Below are 20,643 nucleotides of genomic sequence, written 5' to 3' on the forward strand. Positions count from 1 at the left end.
TGTATCTAGCGAGGGGTCAACTTTCGAGGTGAATTTAGTCTCTATGGGGAGTGTTGCGGGTAAGCGTTTTTTGTAATGGTTTAAAGCAACCTAAAATAAACTGATGTATACGTGTAGATGAATAACTTAACCCTCTAATAAACCGCAGTAAAATATTCATACCCCTAGCTTGAGCCAAGCACAATTGGTGAATAGAGTGACAAAACTAAGACAGTATTTTAGTAAACAAGTCGCGCCATTTAGCTTGCACTCGATCCCACTGTTCAATAGACCACAGTTGAACCTGAGCCTCTTTATCTAAGCCATTTTTATCTGAGCAAGCTTTATCTAAGTATGGCTGTTGCAGTTCTGCTGCCATGTTTTGCTCTAGCACATCCATCGAAGACACTTGACCTGCTTGCCAATCAGCAATAAACGCTTCAATCGCTTGAGTTATTGATGCCACTGAAACCTCCTTTATCGGGGTAACATATGCATCAGGCCAGCGCGATGTTATCTCTGTCAATTGGTCGCCCAAACCATCGACCTCGGTAGATATTATCCACTTTTGCATGGCTAACGCTTCAATAAACACCAATCCAAAGGGTTCCCATCGCGAAGGAATAATTACTGCATCACAGGTCATTAAAAAATCGGCGACATTACCAACCCTGCCAACTATTTCAACATGGGCTAAAGGTGCGGCTAATTTAGTTAATGCAGTTAATTGTGGTCCTTCTCCTGCAAGTTTGAGCTGGCATTGGCTTGTGGCAATATTTGCCATGGCCTGCAGTAATAAATCAAAGCCTTTTTGCTGATGAAACCGCCCATAAGCAGCAATTACTGGTATTTTATGAGTTGCGCTAATAGCCTGCGTGTTTGTGGTCACAAACTGGCTTAAATCACGCCCCTGCCCCACAAGTTCAATTGCACTTGTTGTAACAAGATTATTTGTAATCATCCATTGACGTTGCGACGGTGAGATAGCAATAACGTAATCCATTAAAGCATAAGTCATTTTCAACATACGATAGAAACGGCTGACTGAGGGGATTTGTGACACTACAAAGTGCTGACAATAATGGTGCTCTTGTAACATAAATGGCGTGCGTGGAAACTGCAGTTTTAGCCAAACTAACCCAATCAGTTTGCGCCAGCTAGAGGCACCATGAAAGCAGATAATGTCGGCAGAGGTGGATATTCGACTTGGGCGGGTCAAATCGACATAGCGGATCTCAAAATCATAGTCTTGAGCTAATGACGAATCACAAAGTGCTTGCAAGGCGAAATTGACTCCACCCATGCTGTTATCATCAACACAATGCAAAATTTTTGGCCGCATTTAACCCCTATTAAGGCGAGTAAGAAGTACTTAAATTGTTGCACAACTAACTATAAAAGCAAAATGGGCCAGTAAATACCGGCCCATTTAAGGTTTAACATTTAACAACAGAATTACTTTTTATCGTCTTTCAAACCAATCGTGTCCATCCAGTATTCAAAGTTCACTAAGTTACCGGGTAATACAATGCGAGTGTCTGTCTTGGTTAGCCCATCTAACTGCTTCATATACTGCTCGCCTAACTGCATGCGTAATGCACTTTGGCCGCCTTCAGAAGAAATCACTTGTGCCAGACGCTCAATCGACTCAGACGTCGCTTTAGCTAAGGTTAAAATTTCTTGAGCTTTACCTTCAGCTTCGTTGATTCGGCGCTGCATTTCGCCTTCTGAACGGTTAATGGTTTCCGCCATCACACCCTCAGAGCGGTTAATTTTACTTTGCTTGTCACCTTCACTTTTTGCCAATAATGCACGGCGTTCACGCTCAGCGTTCACTTGCATTTCCATGGCATTTTTAACGGTTTCAGGTGGGGTAATGTTCTTAATTTCATATCGATGTACGCGTATGCCCCAAATCGCTCCGGCTTCATCTAATACTTGAACCACTTTGGCGGAAATTAGGTCGCGCTCTTCAAAAGTACGGTCTAAATCTAAAGTACCAATCACTGAACGTGTAGTGGTTTGCGCTAACTGAATGGCAGCATAACGATAATCGGTAATACCGTAACTGGCTTTAACAGGGTCAGTCACCGAAATATAAATTACCCCGTCGACTTCGACATTGACTTCATCGCTGGAAAAACATTCCTGCGGTGGCACGTCAATTGTTTCTTCTTTCAAGTCATGTATATAAGCTACTTTATCAACAAACGGCACTAGCGCATGAAAACCGGCATCTAAGGTGCAGTGATATTTACCTAAACGCTCCACAATACACGCTGACTTTGTTGGGACTAAGCGAATAGATTGGAATAACTTCATCACGAAGATAGTAAAAATAATACCCCAAATAGCCATTACAACAATATCGGTATCAATTCCATTTAACATCATTAGCGTGCTCCTTTTGCTGCTGACTTGGCATTCTGTGATGGTGAACCTGAAACCGCATGGGTAACTTGTTCCATACCTTCAAAAAAGCCTTCCAGTTTTGCCATTTCTGCTGGCACCACTGATACTTGAGCTTCAGATAAAATCTTACCCACCTGACCAATAAACTGCTCTTTAAGTAACATATTCATTGCATCGTTACCGCCGTTAACGGTTAACGCTTTACAAATCATTTCCATACCATCGGCTTTTGCATTGGCAATAATGGAGATTTCTTGACCGGTACCAAGTGCTTCATTAATTCGTTTTTGCTTTTGGCCTTCAGATAAATTAATCGCTTCCTGGCGTTCACCCTGCGACATATTAATCATCGCCGCTTTTTCAGCATTGGCTAAGGTAATTTCAGCACGTTTGCGGCGTTCCGCTTCCATTTGCTTTTCAAGCGTATGGATCACATGGTGCGAGGGGGTGATATTTTTAATTTCATAGCGCAAAACCTTAATGCCCCAGGGATCGGAAGCTTTATCAATTTCACGTACAATCGATTCATTTAAGCTGTCACGCTCGGAAAAAGTTTGTGACAAAGTCAATTTACCAATTTCAGAACGCATAGTGGTTTGGGCAAGGTTTACAGCCGCTTTTCGATAATTCTCAATACCGTAGCTAGCTAGCTTGCCGTCCATGACTTTTAAGTAAACTAAACCATCGACTTCTAACTGAGTGTTATCTTTTGAAATACAACTTTGCGGAGGGACATCAAGTACTTCCTCGCGGGTATCGTGTCGGTAGGCAACACGGTCAACAAAAGGGACTAAAAAATGAAAGCCCGGTTGCAATACGGTACGAAACTTTCCTAAACGTTCAATGACATGCACTTCGCGCATAGGCACTATCAACATCAGCTTAAATAAAATAAACATGATGAACAAAAATATTATGGTAAACATGAACATACTCTCTTCCTTTTGATACTACATTAATGACGTTTGGCTATTTGAGTGGATGTGTTACTCCACAAAAGGCTCAACCACTAATGCAATGTTATCCCGACATATGATTCTAACTTTTGTGCCCGATTGTATCTCAGTACCATCACCAAGTGCAGTCCAATCTGAGCCTAAACAACTCACGCGCCCAGTTTGTTGACCCGGGCCAATCGGTTCCTTAACAATGGCAACCTGATTGTACAAATCTAATTCTTCATCTGTGTTACCAACATGTGAGTCCCCACCCACGAGTTTTTGGGTCACATGACGGAAACTGAGTAACATTACCATTGAGGCAATAAACCACAGGGTTAAACTTTGGCTTATACCTTCGATAATACCCACAGCTAATGCCAAAGCAACCAACAAACATGATGAGCCGAGCAATATTACTATACCGCCTGGAATAATAATTTCCGCTAGCATCAACACTATGCCCAGTATTACCCATATTGAAATTGGGTCACTAAAAGTCATATTCACTCCTTATTCTAGAGTATTCGTCATTAGACTATATCAACTCTTTTACCTTATAGCGACATATTATGTCAGGCAAATAATACTTCACCTTTTAGTCTATAGTTAAACGGTATCCTTCGATGCTAATTTATTTATACTCAGGTAACATATTGCGGTAACCCTATAAAACTAAACGTACAATCGGTAATTTTTTTGTATTTGTTCTGATAGCAAAATAAATGAAGGTATTTCAATGAATAAAAACTGGCTAACTTTAGCCCTTCTCGCCGCTCAACCTGCTATTGCTGATGATATGGTGCAATGGTGGGATTTTAGTGCCACGGTACTTTATGGTGACAACTACGATTTAGCACCATCAGAGACCCAAACAACTATCACAGTTGAAACTGCGGGCGCATGGAAATATGGCGATTGGTTTGCCTTCCAAGATTTTACCCATTTTAATGATGCTAATGGGCAACAAAGAACAAACTATGGTGAAATATCTCCCCGTTTTAGTTATGGAAAAATTTCTGGTAATAAGATTAATCTTGGCCCAATCAAAGATGTGTCGTTGGCACTGACATTAGAAGAAGGCAGAGGTCCTGTAACCAGTTTGCTTTATGGTGTCGGCCTTGACTTTGATATCCCTTATTTTAGCTATTTTCAACTTAACACCTACCGTCGTAATGCGATAAGTAGCGGTAATAACAGCGATGGCTGGCAATTAACCCCTGCGTTTAGAGTTGATTTCCCTGTAGGCAATTCCAATATTGTATTAGATGGTTTTATTGATTGGATATTTGTAGCCGACAACGGTGGTTATCAAGAAAATCTGCACTTCAATCCACAAATCAAATATGATTTAGGCGCAGTTTTATTTGGCGAGCATAAAAAGAACAAACTCTTAGTCGGTTTTGAATACGACTACTGGCAAAATAAATACGGCGTAGACGGGATTGATCAAAACACTTATTCAGTCATTGCTAAATATCACTTCTAACTCAATTTTTAGTTAAACTTAAAATAGCTTATTAGTGGCAGTATTTGTATCGGGCGAAAAGACAAAGGGCACCCTAGGGTGCCCTTTTACATATCAATAGCTGTTTTAAATTACTAGAGTAACTTTTTCGCTGCAGCAACAACAATAGATACAGCAACACCTTCGGTTTTCTTCATGCTAGCCTCATCAGGGATCTCTTGCTGAGTGCGGTTTACAATCACACCCGCAACGCAGGCTGCACGCCAACCTTGAGTAGCACACATAGTAAATAAAGTTGCTGATTCCATTTCATAGTTCAGCACACCCATAGACTGCCACTCTTTCATCGAACCGACAAAACGTTGAGTGATACGGCCTGATACAGTGTCATAACGCTCTTGTCCTGGATAAAAAGTATCAGAAGATGCTGTAATGCCCACATGTGGTTCAACACCGGCATCACGACAGGCGGCAACCATTGCTGTGGTGCAGTCAAAGTTTGCTGCAGCTGGGAACTCAAGTGGCGCAAAGTGCAAGCTTGCACCATCCAAGCGTACTGACGCTTGTGTCACAATCACATCGCCAACATTGACATGCGGTTGAATGGCGCCAGTAGTGCCTACACGTAAGAATGTCGTGACACCTAACTGAGCTAATTCTTCTACCGCGATAGAAGTTGAAGGGCCACCAATACCGGTTGAACAAACAACGACAGCTTTGCCGTCGATATAGGCTAAATAAGTGGTGTATTCACGATGGCTGGCAAGAAACGTCGCATTATCCATTAATTCAGCAATACGCTTCACGCGTTCTGGATCACCGGGCACGATTGCTAATGTAGCGCCATCTAACATTTTTTTGGTCAAACCTAAGTGAAATACGTCAGACATGCTGAACCCCTATATTATTTTAAAAATGAAACGCTGTGTTTTATAAACTGTATCCTAGTATTGTCTCAGAAAAGGTTAACTGGATCACATTATTATTTATCACTCATATAATTTGTCATTACAAGGTGGCAAATGAACCCGCTAAAAAGCTGGGTAATTGACTGATAACAGCTCATTAAATCAACATATAACAATGAAGATTAACATTTTATATCTCCAAAACACGTTAATTTGATTTACATCAAACTTTTACTTTAAAGATAAGAGTAGGTTTAAGGTATAGCAAAAAATAATTATTTACCCTACAGGAGTTTATCTATGTTCCCAGAATACCGTGACTTAATTACCAAACTTAAAACATCTGATGCGCATTTTTTAAGAAAATTTGACGAACACAATCAGTTAGATGAAGAGATAAAGCATTTAGAAACACACAATAGCAGTGATAGTACGCCAGAAGTAAAAGTGCTAAAGGCGAAGAAACTGCATCTTAAAGAAGAGATTTTTGAAATTCTGAAAAAACATGAAATGGCTTAACGAAAGAATATACTTCGTTTTAAGCTAAAAAAAGGACGCCTAGGCGTCCTTTGTTGAATCTTTACTCTTTATTATAAATAGTAATCTTTAAGCGGTGGGAAACCGTTAAAAGAGACAGCTGAATACGTTGTAGTGTAAGCACCTGCAGTTAACCAATACATGCGATCGCCAATAGCTAAATCAACAGGTAAACCATAGCTGTAATGCTCATACATGATATCAGCACTGTCACATGTTGGTCCGGCAATGACACACTTATCTAACTTGCCTGTGCGGTCAGTATAGATAGGGAATTTAATCGCTTCGTCAGTTGTTTCAATCAAACCTGAGAATTTACCCACATCGGTAAATACCCAACGTTCAAGTGCGGTATTTGATTTGCGTGAAATCAACACGATCTCAGAAACCAATACACCCGCATTAGACAATAGTGAACGACCAGGCTCAAGAATAATTTCAGGTAAATCATCCCCAAAATCTTCATGCAAGAAATGCTTAATTTGCTGAGCATATGTCGCTAGCTCGTTGGTTTTGTCTACATAGTTTGCAGGAAAACCACCGCCTAAGTTAATCATTTTAAGCACAATGCCGTGTTCTTCACGTAAACGGTCATAAATACTTTTCACTTTACCTATTGCAGAATCCCATGCGCCGATATCGCGCTGCTGAGAACCGACATGGAAAGAAATACCGTGTGGCTGTAGGCCTAACTCTTTTGCTAATACCAATAAGTCATAAGCCATTTCATTCTGGCAACCAAACTTACGTGATAAAGGCCAATCAGCAGTATGAGTGCCTTCGGTAAGAATCCGAACATACACTTTTGCGCCGGGTGCTTCTTCAGCGATCATGCGCAAGTCTGCTTCTGAATCAGAAGCAAACATACGAACACCTTGCTCATAAAAAGAGCGCACATCAACACGCTTCTTAATGGTGTTACCGTAGCTGATACGGTCAGGGCTAACACCAATTGATGTCACCATTTCTAATTCATAAATAGAGGCAATATCGAAGCTAGAACCTTTGTCACGCAACAAGGTTAAAATTTCTTTTGCTGGGTTAGCCTTCACCGCATAATACACTTTAGCAAAAGGGAAACTTTCCACCATGTCATCGAATTGTTTAGCCACGATCTGAGTATCAATGACGACAAATGGTGTCGGCTTGTCTTTCGCAAATTCTTGAATACGGGCGAAAGTATCTTTTTCATAATAATCAGCGATATCAATAGATTGAAATTGGCTCATTAGGCCGGTGCCTCCTCATAGTTGGGCAATAATACTGGGCAATGCTTTAACAATAAATACGTGCTTTTGACAACATGGAAAAACAGGCGAAGTAAACGCTATTTTAAGTTGCGACGCAATGAATTTTTATGCGCCATAGACAATTTTTTATTCCAATAGCCAGCGGCTCTATTTGTCATTTCCACTGCGGAATTATCCATATCAGATACAATTTTAGTTAAAACATGCCAGTTGCTATCTCTATTCAACCAAATATTGGTGAAAATAACAAATGATTAACCTAAATTAATATTTTCAAGATGTCATTACCATTGAACAATGAGTGATTCGACATCCTGCGCATATGCAATTGATATCACCTTTAGTTGATTGATTTTTATGATAGTGGCCTGACTTTTTTCGGAAGGAAACCTTGCTGTTATGTCACCTTCTCTATCAAGCCCTAACATAAATGAATAATCTTGCATTTTAGGTACGGCAATAAATTTCGCAATAAGTGAAGGCATACCACTGATATCAGCAACATAAACTAAATTTTCAGGCCGTTTATCTGCTGATGTTTGTTCAAATGCGGCTTGGATAACTGCTCCCCCGTCCATATCCCGACTAAATAATAAGACCTGTGTTTGTGAAGTTACATTAAGTGGCTTATTAAACTGATTATGTAAACTCATTTCTGTCAGCATATCGCCCACTTTTAGTGTCAGCTTATCCGCAATTGTGGAAGTAGATAAAAATAACATCGGTAATATAAAACTTGCCATAAACAGCTGATTTCGCATTTGCCACCTCTAAGCTAAAAATACGTTTAGTCACGCTACCAAGATAATATGGCTAATATCTCAATGAAGATGATTTTTTATAAAGTGAATGAACTTGTTATGATACGGTTCACAAAAATACCTTTATGACTTACCAAAATAGGGATATCAGATGGACCAACCAAACTTAGACTTGGAACTTGCCCAGCTTCAAAATGCTTACAGCCTTATCACTGAGTTTTTAGTTCAGTATAGCTTTCAGCTTGTTGGGGCTTTACTGATATTTTTAATCGGATTATGGGTTGCTAGTAAAGTCGCTAACCTTGTCACTAGGCTATTTGAAAAGCATGAAATAGACATTACCCTGAGTAATTTCACTTCAAACTTGGTTCGCATCATTATCATAGTCATGGTTGCGGTCATCTGCTTAGGTAAACTGGGAATTAGTGTCACACCAATGGTTGCCGCTATTGGTGCAGCATCCTTAGGGGCAGGACTTGCTTTACAAGGCATGTTATCAAACTATGCCGCAGGGGTGACTATCATAGTGACTCGCCCTTTTGTGGTCGGTAACACCATTGAAGTGAGTGGCGTTAATGGTGTAGTCAGTTTGATCAAACTGGGACAAACAATATTAACCAACGAAGAAGGTGAACAAATCAGTATCCCTAATAAACTCATTATAGGTGAAATACTGCATAACTCATTTGAATACAAGTTAGTTGAAAATACCCTCAATATTGATTATCAAGCTGATACCGCGGCGATAATTACAATAATTGAACAGGCTATTTCGCTGTCAGACAAGGTCAATAAAGACCAAAAAATCTTAGTTGGCATCAACGGTTTTAATAGCATAGGCATTGAATTGGGTATGCGGTACTGGGTCCCAACAAAACATTATTTTCAAGCTAAGTATCAAACCAATCAACAAGTAATGCTGGCATTAAAACAAGCCAACATAATCATTCCTTGCCCAGTGCGCGAAATTCAAATTCAACATTAACCCTCATCAGGATTAGTGTTGAATATATTAGGGCGACATTATGTCGTCTTTTTGTTTTCTGCCCGCAAAAAGACTTAAATTAACGACAAAAAGTAAACTACACTTGACACACCTCAGTAATCCCACCATATTTAAGTAAAGCTTACTTGACATTAAAGCAGGCTAACTTGAAAAGGATACCGAAATGAAAACACTCGATTGTAATAATACAGATTGGAAACAGTGTAACCAAATTAACACCAAACGACTCGCTAAATGGACGGCTGCATGGGTACTTTCTTTAGCATTTGCCACTTTTGGCGCTCAATTTATTTGGCAACAAAGCCAATGGATAACACTTACCGCAATAGGCGTTAACTTTCTTATTGGAATAGGGATGATAATTGCCAATAAGCAACATTTAGCCGACTTAGATGAACTTCAGCAAAAGATTCAACTCAATGCCATGGGCTTAAGTTTAGGTATGGGACTTATCATAGGGATCAGCTACTCAACCTTAGATACGACAGGTCTAATTCAAGCTCATGCAGAAATATCCCATCTTGTTATTGTGATGAGTCTCACTTATCTAATAGGTATAATAATGGGAAACAGGAAGTACCAATGAATAATCGCTTGAAAGTATTACGTGCCGAGCGGGACTTAACTCAAGCTCAGTTAGCTGACTTGTTAAATGTGTCGCGCCAAACCATTAATGCGATTGAAAAAGGTAAGTTTGATCCCAGCTTACCATTGGCATTCAAAGCCGCGCGACTATTTGGCTTGACCATAGAAGATATCTTTATTGATGAACCAAGCTAATGACTCCTTAGCTTGGGTTCAATTAAAGGTGTTTATGCATAAACAAGCTGTGGCGATCTAACGGGTAGTCAGCAAATTGTTCGCCTACCTCAAATCCAAAACCTGCGTACAATTGTCTAGCGGGTTCAAAAAATGCCATTGTGCCGGTTTCTAAACTGAGCTGTTGATATCCATTAATTTTTGCAACATCCAACATATGTTGCAATAATTTTGCTGCAACGCCTTTACGTCTATGGGCTTTGGCTACGCGCATAGATTTAATCTCTGCATGTAATGTACTAAGGTGCTTTAATGCGCCACATCCAGCAAGTTGCCCATTGTCCCAAATAGTCCAAAAGGTAATATTAGGCTGGCGCAGTTTTGATAAATCTAAAGCATGAACCGACTCTGCTGGAGAGGTTGCGTACATATCCTGTAAATGTTCTTCTAACAATGCTGCTATTTCAACACCAGATAAATCATCGACTCGAATATCCATATTAATAACTTCCTTTTATCTAATATTAAGAGCAACAGGCTTACAGGCCTCTTTGCCATTCTTGTCTTAATGGCACCATACCTTGTAATGCTTGCGTGACTTGTTGGACAAGTTGAGGTTTGTCTTTACCTAACACACCTTTAAGCACTAAATAATTTGAAGCGTGATCAGATCTAAAAATGGTTTTAGTTAACTCAAGGTGAGTCAGCAAAGTATGCATTTCAGCCAATAATCCCTGTTGGTTAGGTAACTCAAATTTACCATCAAATGCCGCATCCATACGCTCAGTACCTAATGGTAAAGTGACCACTAAAGTAGACAGATAGTCAGGTTGAGTTTCATTCATTAACTTAGCTGAGGCTATGGCATGTTGCTTGGATAATTTAACCCCACCCAGCCCCATTAAAATCATTACTGATGATTTCATTCCAGCTTGCTTGATTTTATTAAGGGCTTCAACTGAAGACTGATAATCTTCACCCTTTTGAATACGGGTCAGCACTTCATCATCGCCACTTTCACAGCCGACATAAAGTAAAGATAATCCCATTTGGCGCAGCTCAGCTAACTGTTCAACCGTTTTATTTTTCAAATTACGCGGCAAACAGTAACTGCTAATACGAGTCACAGAGGGGAGATGGGTATTAATTAGCTCGCACATGGCTTTTAAGCGATTAAATGGCAGGCTCATCGCATCACCATCGGCCAAAAACACCCGACTTATTGGATAACCCGATTCAGCGGCGAGTAAAATGTCTTGTTCTATTTTATCTAATTTCTGCGCCCGAAACTGCTTTTGCGGTTGAGTATACATGTCGCAAAAAGTGCAATTATTCCAACTACATCCATTAGTCACCTGTAAGATTAATGACTTCCATTCTGACGGTGGCCTAAACACAGGTTCAATATATTCTAACAAGATCACATCCCTTAATATTCATTTAAATCACACTCTATTACACTTGGTTTATGGCATAAAACATAATTTGTCATAAAAAAGCACTATCCATGAATAAATTTTTTGTTATATTAGCCTAATCAACATTTTAGTTGACTATTTTTCTCTCACAAAGGAGTGTGAATGAGTTACATGATGATGGATCAGACCGCGCTTGATATCGGTGAGCGTCGAAGTGCCCCCTTAGCTAATAGTGAATGTTGGGAGCTCACAACTGCTGAGCAAAAACTCGCACTATACGACTTACATCGTTTCGGATACCGTTTACTGTTTGTTCGGCACACATTAAAAGGTCCAGTGGCTGTAATATCACAACAAAATGACATTGCTGCAATATACCAAGATGGTGAGGTCGACCTACGCCCCAACATCGTTTTACGTAAATCCCACTAATTCATTTTAAAAAGAGTGGCCTGCCACTCTTTTATTTGTAATCTATTACACAATAACCTGATTAAATACTTCAACATGGTGCGATTCGACTAACTCAGGCATTACTTTATGAAAATAATACTGAATAGCCTCTTTTTCGCAATGTTGGTCAAATGCTGCCCGGTCGACAAACTTTTCCACAAAAGCCACTTTATTGTCATCATCTAAGCTAATGTTTAATTCATAGCGAATACAACCTAGCTCTTTACGCGTGTCAGGAATTAATGCAGCCAACGCCGCCACTAGTGCATCTCGCTTACCTGTTTTGGCGACAAATTGTGCTACACATACTAACTGGGTGTTATTGATTACATAATCAGACATTAAAATTTCCTTTAAAATTGGTAAAGCATATCAATATGGGGGATTCCATCTTCTAAATAAACCTCGGAATGGCTAATAAAACCAAGGCGCTGATAAAATTTTTGTAGATGTTCCTGTGCACCAATTTGCACCCCAGCATTGGGCCAATACGCCAATACTTTTGGTAATGCCTGTTGCATTAATGACTCTGCTAAGCCCTGGCCGCGGTGACTAGATGCAACAACAACCCGTCCAATACTGGCTTGCGGGTAACTTAATCCTGGAGGCAAAATACGACAATAGGCAACTAAATGTCCGTCTCGGTCCTGTATTACCATGTGCTGGGTTTGTGAATGTCGATCTTTCTCGTCCAATTCAGGATATGGACACTTTTGCTCAACCACAAACACATCAACTCGCAATTTCATTATTTCGTAGAGCTCATCTCGTGTTAACTGTTCAAACCTCAGGCTACGTGAAATCACTTTACACTCCTTTTACTCTCTTTAATTTGACCATATTGTAACATTACTTAACACGCTAATATCTCAAGTGCCAACACGGCACTTTATATGCCAAAGTGATAGCATAAATTACGCTAATCCTAGATGAAAATATTATATATTGGCCCTAGATGAAACTAAACGAATTAGTGCTACGCTACTTTTACTAACTAGGTTAAGCACAAAAACAGCATAACAGTTAATAAATGAATTCGTCATTTTCTATCATACTTTTTTGGAGCACAACATGAGTAAAGAGCGCAATAATTCTAAAGAATCCAAAAAGCAGCCATTACTGTCATTAAAAGAAAAACGTGCAGTTAAGCAATCAAAAAACGCACCTTCATCAGGTATCGTTTCTAAGGCTAAATAAAATTTATTTTTAAGTGATAACCATAAGAAATACCGAGCGTAGCTCGGTATTTTTGTTTGTGCCTCTTTGAATCATTTCTCACACAAATTCGCAACGCCAAAATACAAGTCAAGCAAGCCTCTGTAAAACGCCTTTTTCGCTGTTATTTTGCGCAATACCATTCTATAAACCAATATATAGCATTAACAGATTACAGCATTGCGTTAACGACTACTGCTGTTATCGCCCAAAACTCACGATGAGAGCATGTCATATAAGAGTGCCGTTTTCTCTTTTGGCTTGAGGTTAAAAAGCAATTTACATCAATAACAAGAAAAGGAATTTAATGAACTGGATAACATCCTTGCTCTGCATTAGTTTAGTCTTGTGCATATTCAGCAGTCATCCTGCAGTGGCATTTGGCAGATTAGGTCATCAAATTATCGCTCATATAGCCGAAGACAATTTAACTGATCACGCGGCTAAAAATATCCGTCAATTGACTCAGGGGAAATCCTTAGCACAAATATCGACTTGGGCAGATGAAATACGATCCAGCACTCACTGGAGACATAGTGCCTCTTGGCATTATATATCTATTGATGAGAATGAAAGTTGGAGCAATGTTAAACGTAATCCAAACGGTGATATTTTACGCAGTCTAGAAGGTTTTGAAAAAGTACTCTCTGACTCGAACACAACACCTAAGAAGCAATGGCAAGCGCTCGCCTTTTATGTCCATTTTGTCGGTGACCTACACCAACCTTTACATGTAGGATATCGTCATGATCAGGGTGGTAACGGCGTGAAATTGAAATGGTTTGGTAAAAACAGCAATTTGCATTCGGTATGGGACAGTAAACTATTAGCCCACCAGCAACTTAACGCTAATCAATATACGCGCTTTTTGAGTCATATCACCCCAGAACAAAAGCATGACTGGACGGGAAAAAACTACTATCAATGGGCTGATGAGTCTACAGCCTTACGGGTCAATGTTTATCGATTAGAGGTCAATTCAGCAGCAGAATACGAGTTAGGGTCCGATTATGAAACAGCCAATTTACCTTTAATTGAACTTAGATTACAGCAGGCTGGTATTCGATTAGCTGAAAAGTTAAATCAGATATTTGGCCAATAAGCGTGACAAATCTTAATAAAAAAGGCCTTTACGGCCTTTTTATCTTAGACCATCATTAATATCATTTGATGGCATTTAACGCTGCATTACGAGCAACAGCTTTGATCTTTTTGTTTTTTAGGCAGCTTATCCCATAGTACTTTTGCCATTAAAATGGCTAACACAATGCCCGATATTGCCACAACACCTTGTGGTAATAACTGATGTTCTGGTCCAATTTGCGGTATCACCTCAAATCCAAAGGTCGCCACTAAGTAATTCACAACCATGCCAGAAATTAACGCCACGCCGATGACTCCACCAAGATAACCTAGCAATGCACGCTTGCCTAACTCCTTACTGACCACACCTAATGTGGCAATATTAGTAGCAGGTCCTGCCATCATAAACACCAGCACTGCACCCGGCGACACCCCTGCTAATAACAGACCCGCAGCTATTGGCGTTGAAGCGGTTGCACATATGTACATAGGCACAGACACCAGCACCATCACTAACATAGCTAGAATACCATCACCCCATTTTGCCAAAAAATCACCGGGTACATAGGTTTGTACTAAAGCGGCAAAGAACAAGCCCACCAATAACCATAAGGTGGTGTCACGCACGAGATCGGTCGCTGCATAGTGCAAACCTGAGCCCACTCGGCTTAAAATTGAGTTTTGCTTTAACGCAGTCGCCATATCATCGGTTGAAGCACAACAACTTTCTGAGGGTTCACTCGCTTTAGGAGTCACATTTGCTTGGTTAGCCGATTTGGTACTGCAACAACTGGCTTTCGTCGATGTTGCAACATCGGATTTGACCGGAGCGGTTATTTGCGCAGACGCGGAAGCTTTACTGCAACAGCTGGACTTTTGCGGTGCTTTTTCGACGGAGGTTGAACTACAACACGATTTTACCTGAGCAAGATTATCCACTGATTTATCAGCAACAACTTTAAATGAGTCAGCTTTAAACGACTGACTTTCAACCAAAGCCGGTTTAATCAACAAGCTAGCGGGATCGACTGGCTTAAAAGTCATGGTTGTTATCGCTTTAGGTTTAGCTGACTGACTTGCACAACAACTGCTGGATTTTTCTGCTATCACAGCCGCAGTCTTTTCCACAGCTGTATTACTAGCTTTATCATCAGGCTTTCCATCATCGTCATCACGCCCGACCAACAAGCCTGCAACAATGGCGCTGGTGATTGCCGCAATTGGACGTACTATGGCCATGAAAGGGCCGAGTAACACGTAAGACACTGTCACTGAATCAACACCGGTTTCAGGCGTTGAAACTAAAAAGGAAGTTGTCGCGGCTTTTGATGCCCCTGAGCGGCGCAAGCCAACAGCGGCAGGAATAACCCCACATGAGCATAAAGGCAATGGCGCACCTAGCAAGGCCGCTTTCAGCACGGTTTTAAAACCATGACCACCTAGCTGCTTTTGCATCCACTCCATAGGAACAAAGACTTTTAACAAACCAGCCAGAATGAGTCCAAGCAGCAGCCAGGGTGCCGACTCTAAAAATAACTGAATAAAATTATCAAATAACATAGTGATTTCTCCAGCGGCTATCGGTTAAAGCCGCTTATGGCAATATAACTAACAAGCTTCCATCAAGGTATTAATAGCTGCGGACAAGCAGAATCAATAAAGACTAACCATGTTGATGCGCTTTATGTGCCGTTTCATTTCTGGCATTTAGCTGCTTATCTTCAGATTCAAGCGCCTCTAAAATACTGCAATGCTCGGCGCTATCGGGGCCACCACAACAGGCATTTGATAAGCTTTGTAAGGAATTAGCAAACTGGGTTAACTCGGCAATTTTAGCTTCAACATGCTCAAGTTTGTTATCCACCATACCCTTCACGTCAGCACAGGCCCAGTTGGCTTTATCAAGTTCAATAGACAACAGCTCTGCTATCTCATTTAAGGTAAAACCAACAGCTTTAGCGCGTAAAATAAAACGTAATCTAGCGGCATCATCATTATTATATAAACGATAACCCGACTCAGAACGGCTTGATGGTGCAAGCAGGCCGTGTTTTTCATAAAAGCGTAAGGTGTCAGCCTTGATATCACACTGACTCGCTAACTCACCTATTCGATACATAATCGTCCCGTTGTTGCCCTAAGCAAACTTTGAATATGGCTCAAGTATAAACCTTAGAGTTTAATCCAAGGTCAAGGGTTTTATGGTTATTTATTTTCCCTGGTGTTGTTCGGATTTCAATATTGTGAAATCACGCAGAAAAAACACTCAAGCCCTATTGTTTACGGTAAAATATGCGCGCTCTGGCGGCACAGATAATAATAATCATAAATAGCTGCACATTTTGTTCAAATAATGCCCCGAGGAACTTTGGCAAAACAGATTCACTTTTGGGTGTAAACACCATTAAACAACCCGAATCTGCTTTGCGAAAGATCCTTGAAATTTAATAGTGGACCCTGTACCAACATGAATACTGTCAGACCAATTCGTCGCGCGCTACTAAGCGTTTCAGATAAAACTGGAATCCTTGAATTTGCACAAGCTTTGCATGCCCAAGGTGTTGAACTGTTATCTACCGGTGGCACAGCAAAATTGCTGGCCGATAACAATATCCCTGTCATGGAAGTTTCTGATTACACAGGTCACCCTGAGATCATGGATGGTCGTGTCAAAACATTGCATCCTAAAGTGCATGGCGGCATTTTAGCTCGTCGTGGTATTGATGAAATCGTGATGGAACAAAACGGTATCAAGCCTATCGATTTAGTCGCCGTAAATCTGTATCCATTTGCTGAAACAGTAGCAAAAGCAGGTTGTACATTGGCTGATGCAGTTGAAAACATCGATATCGGCGGCCCAACAATGGTGCGCTCTACGGCTAAAAACCACAAAGACACTACCATAGTGGTTAACGCTAAAGATTACGCCCGCGTGATTGCTGAAATGCAAGCTAACAATGGTAGCACTACGCTTGAAACCCGTTTTGACCTAGCCATAGCCGCATTTGAACACACAGCGGCATACGATGGCATGATAGCTAACTACTTCGGCACTATGGTGCCTGCTCATAGCAAAGATGAGTGCCATGAAGATTCAAGCTTTCCACGTACATTCAACACTCAGTTGATCAAAAAACAAGACTTACGCTACGGTGAAAACAGTCATCAAAAAGCGGCGTTTTATGTGGATACGCACATTGATGAAGCATCTGTTGCCAGTGCAACTCAACTTCAAGGTAAGGCATTATCTTATAACAACATCGCCGATACTGACGCAGCACTTGAATGTGTAAAAGAATTTGAAGGCCCTGCATGTGTGATTGTTAAGCATGCTAATCCTTGTGGTGTAGCATTAGGTAGTACTATTTTAGAAGCTTACGAGCGCGCATTCAAAACAGATCCAACCTCTGCCTTTGGTGGCATTATTGCCTTTAACCAGGAATTAGATGCAGACACGGCCAAAGCGATTGTTGACCGTCAATTTGTTGAAGTGATTATTGCACCTAAAGTCAGCCAGGCTGCGCGTGATATTGTTGCTGCTAAAGCTAACGTACGTTTATTAGAATGTGGTGAGTGGAACACTAAAACCACCACTCAAGATTTTAAGCGTGTTAATGGTGGTTTATTGGTTCAAGACCGCGACCAGGGCATGGTCAATGTTGAAGACGTTAAAGTGGTATCAAAACGTCAACCAACGGCTGAGCAATTAACCGACTTAATGTTCTGCTGGAAAGTGGCTAAGTTTGTTAAATCAAACGCGATTGTGTACGCCAAAGATGGCATGACAATCGGTGTTGGCGCAGGTCAAATGAGCCGCGTTTACTCAGCTAAAGTTGCCGGTATTAAAGCAGCTGATGAAGGTTTAGTGGTTGAAGGTTCTGTAATGGCATCTGATGCATTTTTCCCATTCCGTGATGGTATCGACGCTGCTGCTGCTGCAGGTATCAGCTGTATTATTCAACCGGGTGGTTCAATTCGCGATGAAGAAATTATTGCCGCTGCGGATGAACACAATATCGCCATGGTATTTACTGGCATGCGTCACTTCCGCCATTAATCGGCACTAGAATAGAGCAGCCTTGTTTGGCTGCTTTTTTCGTTTAAAGAATCATATATTTTTACTACTTAGAGGAATGAATCGAGATGCAAGTACTTGTAATTGGTGGCGGCGGTCGTGAACATGCTCTAGCTTGGAAAGCGGCTCAGTCTGCTCAAGTTGAAAAAGTTTTTGTTGCGCCAGGTAATGCGGGCACATCACTAGAGCCAAAATTAGAAAACGTTGCAATCAAGGTTGAGGCCATTTCAGAGTTAGTGAAATTTGCCCAAGACAACAAGATTGAACTCACCATTGTTGGCCCAGAAGTGCCTTTATCATTAGGTGTGGTTGATGCGTTTAACGCTGCCGGTTTACCTATATTTGGCCCAACACAGGGTGCTGCTCAGCTTGAGTCATCAAAAGCCTTTACTAAAGACTTTTTAGCGCGTCATAACATTCCAACAGCTGATTATTCAAACTTCACTGAAATTGAGCCAGCCAAAGCTTACGCGGCAGAGTTAACCGCTAAAACAGGTTTCCCTGTGGTGATTAAAGCCGATGGTTTAGCCGCAGGTAAAGGCGTGATTATTGCTGCTAGCCAGGTTGAAGCTGATGCAGCCATTGACGATATGTTATCTGGTAATAAATTTGGCGAAGCGGGTTCACGCGTTGTTATAGAAGAATTTTTAAAGGGTGAAGAAGCCAGCTTTATCGTTATGGTTGATGGCAAAAACATTCTAGCCATGGCCACCAGCCAGGACCACAAAGCTCGCGACAATGGAGACTACGGTCCAAATACAGGCGGCATGGGTGCATACTCACCGGCACCTGTTGTGACTCGGGCAGTTCATGACTGGACCATCGCTAATGTTATTCGCCCAACGGTAGATGGCATGGCCGCTGAAGGTAACGTTTACACTGGATTTCTTTACGCGGGCTTGATGATTTCACCTGACGGTAGTGCAAAGGTACTTGAGTACAACTGCCGTTTTGGTGACCCAGAGACTCAGCCAATCATGATGCGTCTGCAATCTGATATCGTTGAACTGTGTTTAGCAGCAACTCGTGGCGAGTTAGATACTGTTACCGCTGAGTTTGATTCACGTCCTGCTGTAGGTGTTGTGTTAGCCGCTGGCGGTTACCCAGATGCGTATCGTAAGCATGATGTGATTGATGGTTTATCACTTGGCGATAACAATGCCAAGGTATTCCATGCTGGCACTGAAATGAAAGACGGTCATGTGGTAACAAATGGTGGCCGAGTGCTATGTGCTACAGCATTAGGTAATACAGTTACTGAAGCGCAAAAAGCCGCTTACGCATTAGTAAATACCATCCATTGGGATGACGTTTACTTCCGCACCGATATTGCTTACCGTGCTATTGCGCGCGAGCAAGGTAAAGCATAATAAGTTAGTTTTTATGTGACCTAATAAATCCCTGTGATGTTGACTAATCAAAGCATCACAGGGATTTTTTAGTTGTAGGGTCTATATATAATCAGGCAGCTTTGGAAGCTATTTTTCATTTCGACTTGGAATAGTAGATGATCAAGAGTTCATTTTTCTGGCTCGTCTAAGCCATGCGATACTCATTAGCAATACCCAATAAAAACCCATTGAACCACCACCGCTGTAGCCTTCTCTATGTTCAACTGTAGCCACTTTATCTTCTTTTACTCGAGTCTTAAACCGAGCTAATTCCGCATCTAGATTAGTCGTCATATCATCGACAGCTAAGCCAAACCCTTCGAGTGATTTTTCGGCTAAGGTATCGTCAATGCCAATCGCGGTAGTTCTTTTTTCAAGCTTGCTAACCCCAGGCGCTCTGAACAACATTTTTTTACTTTTGATATCAAAAACAGCGGTATCAACAAATGTTTGTACCGCGTTTTCATTACCCGGAATAACGTACATGCCCACTATGGTCCAATATAACAGCGCAGCATTATTTTCAATTGATTGAGTCACTTGGTCATAAGACACTAACGCCATAACGTCGACATCATATAGCCTTGATATCTGCTCTAAAGTGTCAAACCCTTGCCCCTGCTGCAAATAAGTACTGGGAATAACTTCAATGTGGCCAATATAATCATATTGAAAAAACGCCTGCTTCACTTTTTCAAGTAACTCGATTTGATCTTTGCTGTGAATACCCTCGGTGCCCCAATTTTTAGACGGCACAAACGCGATACCCACTTTTACCGGTAATTTTAGAATAGGAATTTCAGGTTGATGTTCAGCACGACTTTTTTCATCCGGATATAAAAAATCCATCAGACTGCTGGATTGTGTTTGTTTACCGGTATTTTGACTGACAATTGCACTGCAGGCCGATAAAAAAAACACTACTAGTAGACAGACACACATTTTAGACTTCATCAACATTCCTTTGATACCCTATGGGCTATATGTTTA

At 41.0% G+C, this 20,643-nt stretch carries 24 protein-coding genes; 10 read left to right on the forward strand and 14 right to left on the reverse strand.

The features are described from left to right. Window positions 1-205 precede the first annotated feature (205 nt). The 4 genes from ACRWQL_RS08065 to ACRWQL_RS08080 all read right to left on the reverse strand — a co-directional run bounded on the left by ACRWQL_RS08065 (window position 206) and on the right by ACRWQL_RS08080 (window position 3,833). The gene (locus tag ACRWQL_RS08065; protein WP_434953028.1) at window positions 206-1,321 is read right to left on the reverse strand and encodes a glycosyltransferase; all 1,116 of its coding nucleotides are present in this window, start codon (window positions 1,319-1,321) and stop codon (window positions 206-208) included. A gap of 113 nt (window positions 1,322-1,434) precedes the next feature. After that, a complete protein-coding gene (locus tag ACRWQL_RS08070; RefSeq protein ID WP_434953029.1) occupies window positions 1,435-2,373 on the reverse strand; it encodes an SPFH domain-containing protein in 939 nt (312 codons plus the stop codon). Then, window positions 2,373-3,323: an SPFH domain-containing protein gene (locus tag ACRWQL_RS08075; protein WP_434928092.1), complete on the reverse strand. Its 951-nt coding sequence runs from the start codon at window positions 3,321-3,323 to the stop codon at window positions 2,373-2,375. The genes ACRWQL_RS08070 and ACRWQL_RS08075 overlap by 1 nt, the downstream gene beginning before the upstream one ends. A gap of 54 nt (window positions 3,324-3,377) precedes the next feature. After that, a complete protein-coding gene (locus ACRWQL_RS08080; RefSeq protein ID WP_434953030.1) occupies window positions 3,378-3,833 on the reverse strand; it encodes an NfeD family protein in 456 nt (151 codons plus the stop codon). 235 nt (window positions 3,834-4,068) lie between these two features. Between ACRWQL_RS08080 and ACRWQL_RS08085 the strand changes: the two genes are divergently transcribed. Next, on the forward strand, window positions 4,069-4,818 hold the full coding sequence (locus tag ACRWQL_RS08085) for an outer membrane protein OmpK (RefSeq protein WP_434953031.1): 750 nt from the start codon (window positions 4,069-4,071) through the stop codon (window positions 4,816-4,818). A 113-nt stretch (window positions 4,819-4,931) separates the two neighbouring features. Here the strand turns inward: ACRWQL_RS08085 and udp are convergent, their stop codons facing one another. Then, entirely contained in the window at window positions 4,932-5,687 is a 756-nt protein-coding gene (gene udp / locus ACRWQL_RS08090; protein ID WP_434928090.1) for a uridine phosphorylase, read from the reverse strand. A gap of 318 nt (window positions 5,688-6,005) precedes the next feature. On the opposite strand from udp, the gene ACRWQL_RS08095 reads away from it, so the two are divergent. Further along, entirely contained in the window at window positions 6,006-6,224 is a 219-nt protein-coding gene (locus ACRWQL_RS08095; protein ID WP_434953033.1) for a YdcH family protein, read from the forward strand. 71 nt (window positions 6,225-6,295) lie between these two features. Here ACRWQL_RS08095 and ACRWQL_RS08100 read toward each other — a convergent pair whose 3' ends face one another. Both ACRWQL_RS08100 and ACRWQL_RS08105 read right to left on the reverse strand, forming a co-directional pair. Next, window positions 6,296-7,471 carry a type III PLP-dependent enzyme gene (locus ACRWQL_RS08100; protein WP_226411474.1) on the reverse strand — a complete coding sequence of 392 codons (1,176 nt, stop codon included), beginning with the start codon at window positions 7,469-7,471 and terminating at the stop codon, window positions 6,296-6,298. Window positions 7,472-7,776: 305 nt separating this feature from the next. Further along, window positions 7,777-8,253, reverse strand: coding sequence for a hypothetical protein (locus tag ACRWQL_RS08105; protein ID WP_434953034.1), 477 nt, complete (start codon window positions 8,251-8,253; stop codon window positions 7,777-7,779). 151 nt (window positions 8,254-8,404) lie between these two features. Between ACRWQL_RS08105 and ACRWQL_RS08110 the strand changes: the two genes are divergently transcribed. The 3 genes from ACRWQL_RS08110 (at window position 8,405) to ACRWQL_RS08120 (ending at window position 10,039) form a co-directional block, all read left to right on the forward strand. Continuing rightward, window positions 8,405-9,238 carry a mechanosensitive ion channel family protein gene (locus ACRWQL_RS08110; RefSeq protein WP_434953035.1) on the forward strand — a complete coding sequence of 278 codons (834 nt, stop codon included), beginning with the start codon at window positions 8,405-8,407 and terminating at the stop codon, window positions 9,236-9,238. 184 nt (window positions 9,239-9,422) lie between these two features. Then, window positions 9,423-9,845: a hypothetical protein gene (locus ACRWQL_RS08115; protein WP_434953036.1), complete on the forward strand. Its 423-nt coding sequence runs from the start codon at window positions 9,423-9,425 to the stop codon at window positions 9,843-9,845. Further along, window positions 9,842-10,039, forward strand: a complete 198-nt coding sequence (locus ACRWQL_RS08120) for a helix-turn-helix transcriptional regulator (RefSeq protein ID WP_226411482.1) — start codon at window positions 9,842-9,844, stop codon at window positions 10,037-10,039. The genes ACRWQL_RS08115 and ACRWQL_RS08120 overlap by 4 nt, the downstream gene beginning before the upstream one ends. Window positions 10,040-10,061: 22 nt before the next feature. Here ACRWQL_RS08120 and ACRWQL_RS08125 read toward each other — a convergent pair whose 3' ends face one another. Next, on the reverse strand, window positions 10,062-10,517 hold the full coding sequence (locus ACRWQL_RS08125; protein WP_434930596.1) for a GNAT family N-acetyltransferase: 456 nt from the start codon (window positions 10,515-10,517) through the stop codon (window positions 10,062-10,064). A 40-nt stretch (window positions 10,518-10,557) separates the two neighbouring features. Continuing rightward, window positions 10,558-11,439 (reverse strand): radical SAM protein, encoded by an 882-nt coding sequence (locus ACRWQL_RS08130; RefSeq protein ID WP_434932047.1) that lies wholly within the window; start codon window positions 11,437-11,439, stop codon window positions 10,558-10,560. A gap of 159 nt (window positions 11,440-11,598) precedes the next feature. Here ACRWQL_RS08130 and ACRWQL_RS08135 point away from each other — a divergent pair, with 159 nt between their 5' ends. Beyond that, complete coding sequence (locus ACRWQL_RS08135) at window positions 11,599-11,868, forward strand: hypothetical protein (protein ID WP_434928083.1); 270 nt, start codon at window positions 11,599-11,601, stop codon at window positions 11,866-11,868. Between the two features lie 45 nt (window positions 11,869-11,913). On the opposite strand, the gene ACRWQL_RS08140 is transcribed toward ACRWQL_RS08135, so the two are convergent. Together ACRWQL_RS08140 and ACRWQL_RS08145 are read right to left on the reverse strand one after the other, a co-directional pair. Then, on the reverse strand, window positions 11,914-12,231 hold the full coding sequence (locus tag ACRWQL_RS08140) for a putative quinol monooxygenase (protein ID WP_434928082.1): 318 nt from the start codon (window positions 12,229-12,231) through the stop codon (window positions 11,914-11,916). Between the two features lie 11 nt (window positions 12,232-12,242). Next, window positions 12,243-12,695, reverse strand: coding sequence for a GNAT family N-acetyltransferase (locus ACRWQL_RS08145; protein WP_434953037.1), 453 nt, complete (start codon window positions 12,693-12,695; stop codon window positions 12,243-12,245). A 265-nt stretch (window positions 12,696-12,960) separates the two neighbouring features. On the opposite strand from ACRWQL_RS08145, the gene ACRWQL_RS08150 reads away from it, so the two are divergent. Together ACRWQL_RS08150 and ACRWQL_RS08155 are read left to right on the forward strand one after the other, a co-directional pair. Further along, entirely contained in the window at window positions 12,961-13,086 is a 126-nt protein-coding gene (locus tag ACRWQL_RS08150) for a hypothetical protein (RefSeq protein WP_264177950.1), read from the forward strand. Between the two features lie 325 nt (window positions 13,087-13,411). Beyond that, complete coding sequence (locus tag ACRWQL_RS08155) at window positions 13,412-14,206, forward strand: S1/P1 nuclease (protein ID WP_434953039.1); 795 nt, start codon at window positions 13,412-13,414, stop codon at window positions 14,204-14,206. A gap of 86 nt (window positions 14,207-14,292) precedes the next feature. On the opposite strand, the gene ACRWQL_RS08160 is transcribed toward ACRWQL_RS08155, so the two are convergent. Both ACRWQL_RS08160 and zntR read right to left on the reverse strand, forming a co-directional pair. After that, window positions 14,293-15,747 carry an SO_0444 family Cu/Zn efflux transporter gene (locus ACRWQL_RS08160; protein ID WP_434953040.1) on the reverse strand — a complete coding sequence of 485 codons (1,455 nt, stop codon included), beginning with the start codon at window positions 15,745-15,747 and terminating at the stop codon, window positions 14,293-14,295. 103 nt (window positions 15,748-15,850) lie between these two features. Next, window positions 15,851-16,306, reverse strand: coding sequence for a Zn(2+)-responsive transcriptional regulator (zntR, locus tag ACRWQL_RS08165; RefSeq protein WP_434953041.1), 456 nt, complete (start codon window positions 16,304-16,306; stop codon window positions 15,851-15,853). A gap of 348 nt (window positions 16,307-16,654) precedes the next feature. On the opposite strand from zntR, the gene purH reads away from it, so the two are divergent. Next, window positions 16,655-18,244 (forward strand): bifunctional phosphoribosylaminoimidazolecarboxamide formyltransferase/IMP cyclohydrolase, encoded by a 1,590-nt coding sequence (gene purH, locus ACRWQL_RS08170; protein WP_434930599.1) that lies wholly within the window; start codon window positions 16,655-16,657, stop codon window positions 18,242-18,244. An 86-nt stretch (window positions 18,245-18,330) separates the two neighbouring features. Further along, window positions 18,331-19,632 carry a phosphoribosylamine--glycine ligase gene (gene purD, locus ACRWQL_RS08175; protein WP_434953043.1) on the forward strand — a complete coding sequence of 434 codons (1,302 nt, stop codon included), beginning with the start codon at window positions 18,331-18,333 and terminating at the stop codon, window positions 19,630-19,632. A 141-nt stretch (window positions 19,633-19,773) separates the two neighbouring features. Here the strand turns inward: purD and rhlP are convergent, their stop codons facing one another. Further along, window positions 19,774-20,607 carry a rhombotarget lipoprotein gene (rhlP, locus tag ACRWQL_RS08180; protein WP_434953044.1) on the reverse strand — a complete coding sequence of 278 codons (834 nt, stop codon included), beginning with the start codon at window positions 20,605-20,607 and terminating at the stop codon, window positions 19,774-19,776. Window positions 20,608-20,643 lie beyond the last annotated feature (36 nt).

The organism is Shewanella sp. HL-SH4, from assembly GCF_051164845.1.
Classification (GTDB): Bacteria; Pseudomonadota; Gammaproteobacteria; order Enterobacterales; family Shewanellaceae; genus Shewanella; species Shewanella glacialimarina.

Bases quoted from the DNA above. Each gene is read 5' to 3' on its own strand.
- ACRWQL_RS08065 (WP_434953028.1), bottom strand. From the start codon at position 1,321: ATGCGGCCAAAAATTTTGCATTGTGTTGATGATAACAGCATGGGTGGA.
- ACRWQL_RS08070 (WP_434953029.1), bottom strand. From the start codon at position 2,373: ATGATGTTAAATGGAATTGATACCGATATTGTTGTAATGGCTATTTGG.
- ACRWQL_RS08075 (WP_434928092.1), bottom strand. From the start codon at position 3,323: ATGTTCATGTTTACCATAATATTTTTGTTCATCATGTTTATTTTATTT.
- ACRWQL_RS08080 (WP_434953030.1), bottom strand. From the start codon at position 3,833: ATGACTTTTAGTGACCCAATTTCAATATGGGTAATACTGGGCATAGTG.
- ACRWQL_RS08085 (WP_434953031.1), top strand. From the start codon at position 4,069: ATGAATAAAAACTGGCTAACTTTAGCCCTTCTCGCCGCTCAACCTGCT.
- udp (WP_434928090.1), bottom strand. From the start codon at position 5,687: ATGTCTGACGTATTTCACTTAGGTTTGACCAAAAAAATGTTAGATGGC.
- ACRWQL_RS08095 (WP_434953033.1), top strand. From the start codon at position 6,006: ATGTTCCCAGAATACCGTGACTTAATTACCAAACTTAAAACATCTGAT.
- ACRWQL_RS08100 (WP_226411474.1), bottom strand. From the start codon at position 7,471: ATGAGCCAATTTCAATCTATTGATATCGCTGATTATTATGAAAAAGAT.
- ACRWQL_RS08105 (WP_434953034.1), bottom strand. From the start codon at position 8,253: ATGCGAAATCAGCTGTTTATGGCAAGTTTTATATTACCGATGTTATTT.
- ACRWQL_RS08110 (WP_434953035.1), top strand. From the start codon at position 8,405: ATGGACCAACCAAACTTAGACTTGGAACTTGCCCAGCTTCAAAATGCT.
- ACRWQL_RS08115 (WP_434953036.1), top strand. From the start codon at position 9,423: ATGAAAACACTCGATTGTAATAATACAGATTGGAAACAGTGTAACCAA.
- ACRWQL_RS08120 (WP_226411482.1), top strand. From the start codon at position 9,842: ATGAATAATCGCTTGAAAGTATTACGTGCCGAGCGGGACTTAACTCAA.
- ACRWQL_RS08125 (WP_434930596.1), bottom strand. From the start codon at position 10,517: ATGGATATTCGAGTCGATGATTTATCTGGTGTTGAAATAGCAGCATTG.
- ACRWQL_RS08135 (WP_434928083.1), top strand. From the start codon at position 11,599: ATGAGTTACATGATGATGGATCAGACCGCGCTTGATATCGGTGAGCGT.
- ACRWQL_RS08140 (WP_434928082.1), bottom strand. From the start codon at position 12,231: ATGTCTGATTATGTAATCAATAACACCCAGTTAGTATGTGTAGCACAA.
- ACRWQL_RS08150 (WP_264177950.1), top strand. From the start codon at position 12,961: ATGAGTAAAGAGCGCAATAATTCTAAAGAATCCAAAAAGCAGCCATTA.
- ACRWQL_RS08155 (WP_434953039.1), top strand. From the start codon at position 13,412: ATGAACTGGATAACATCCTTGCTCTGCATTAGTTTAGTCTTGTGCATA.
- ACRWQL_RS08160 (WP_434953040.1), bottom strand. From the start codon at position 15,747: ATGTTATTTGATAATTTTATTCAGTTATTTTTAGAGTCGGCACCCTGG.
- zntR (WP_434953041.1), bottom strand. From the start codon at position 16,306: ATGTATCGAATAGGTGAGTTAGCGAGTCAGTGTGATATCAAGGCTGAC.
- purH (WP_434930599.1), top strand. From the start codon at position 16,655: ATGAATACTGTCAGACCAATTCGTCGCGCGCTACTAAGCGTTTCAGAT.
- purD (WP_434953043.1), top strand. From the start codon at position 18,331: ATGCAAGTACTTGTAATTGGTGGCGGCGGTCGTGAACATGCTCTAGCT.
- rhlP (WP_434953044.1), bottom strand. From the start codon at position 20,607: ATGAAGTCTAAAATGTGTGTCTGTCTACTAGTAGTGTTTTTTTTATCG.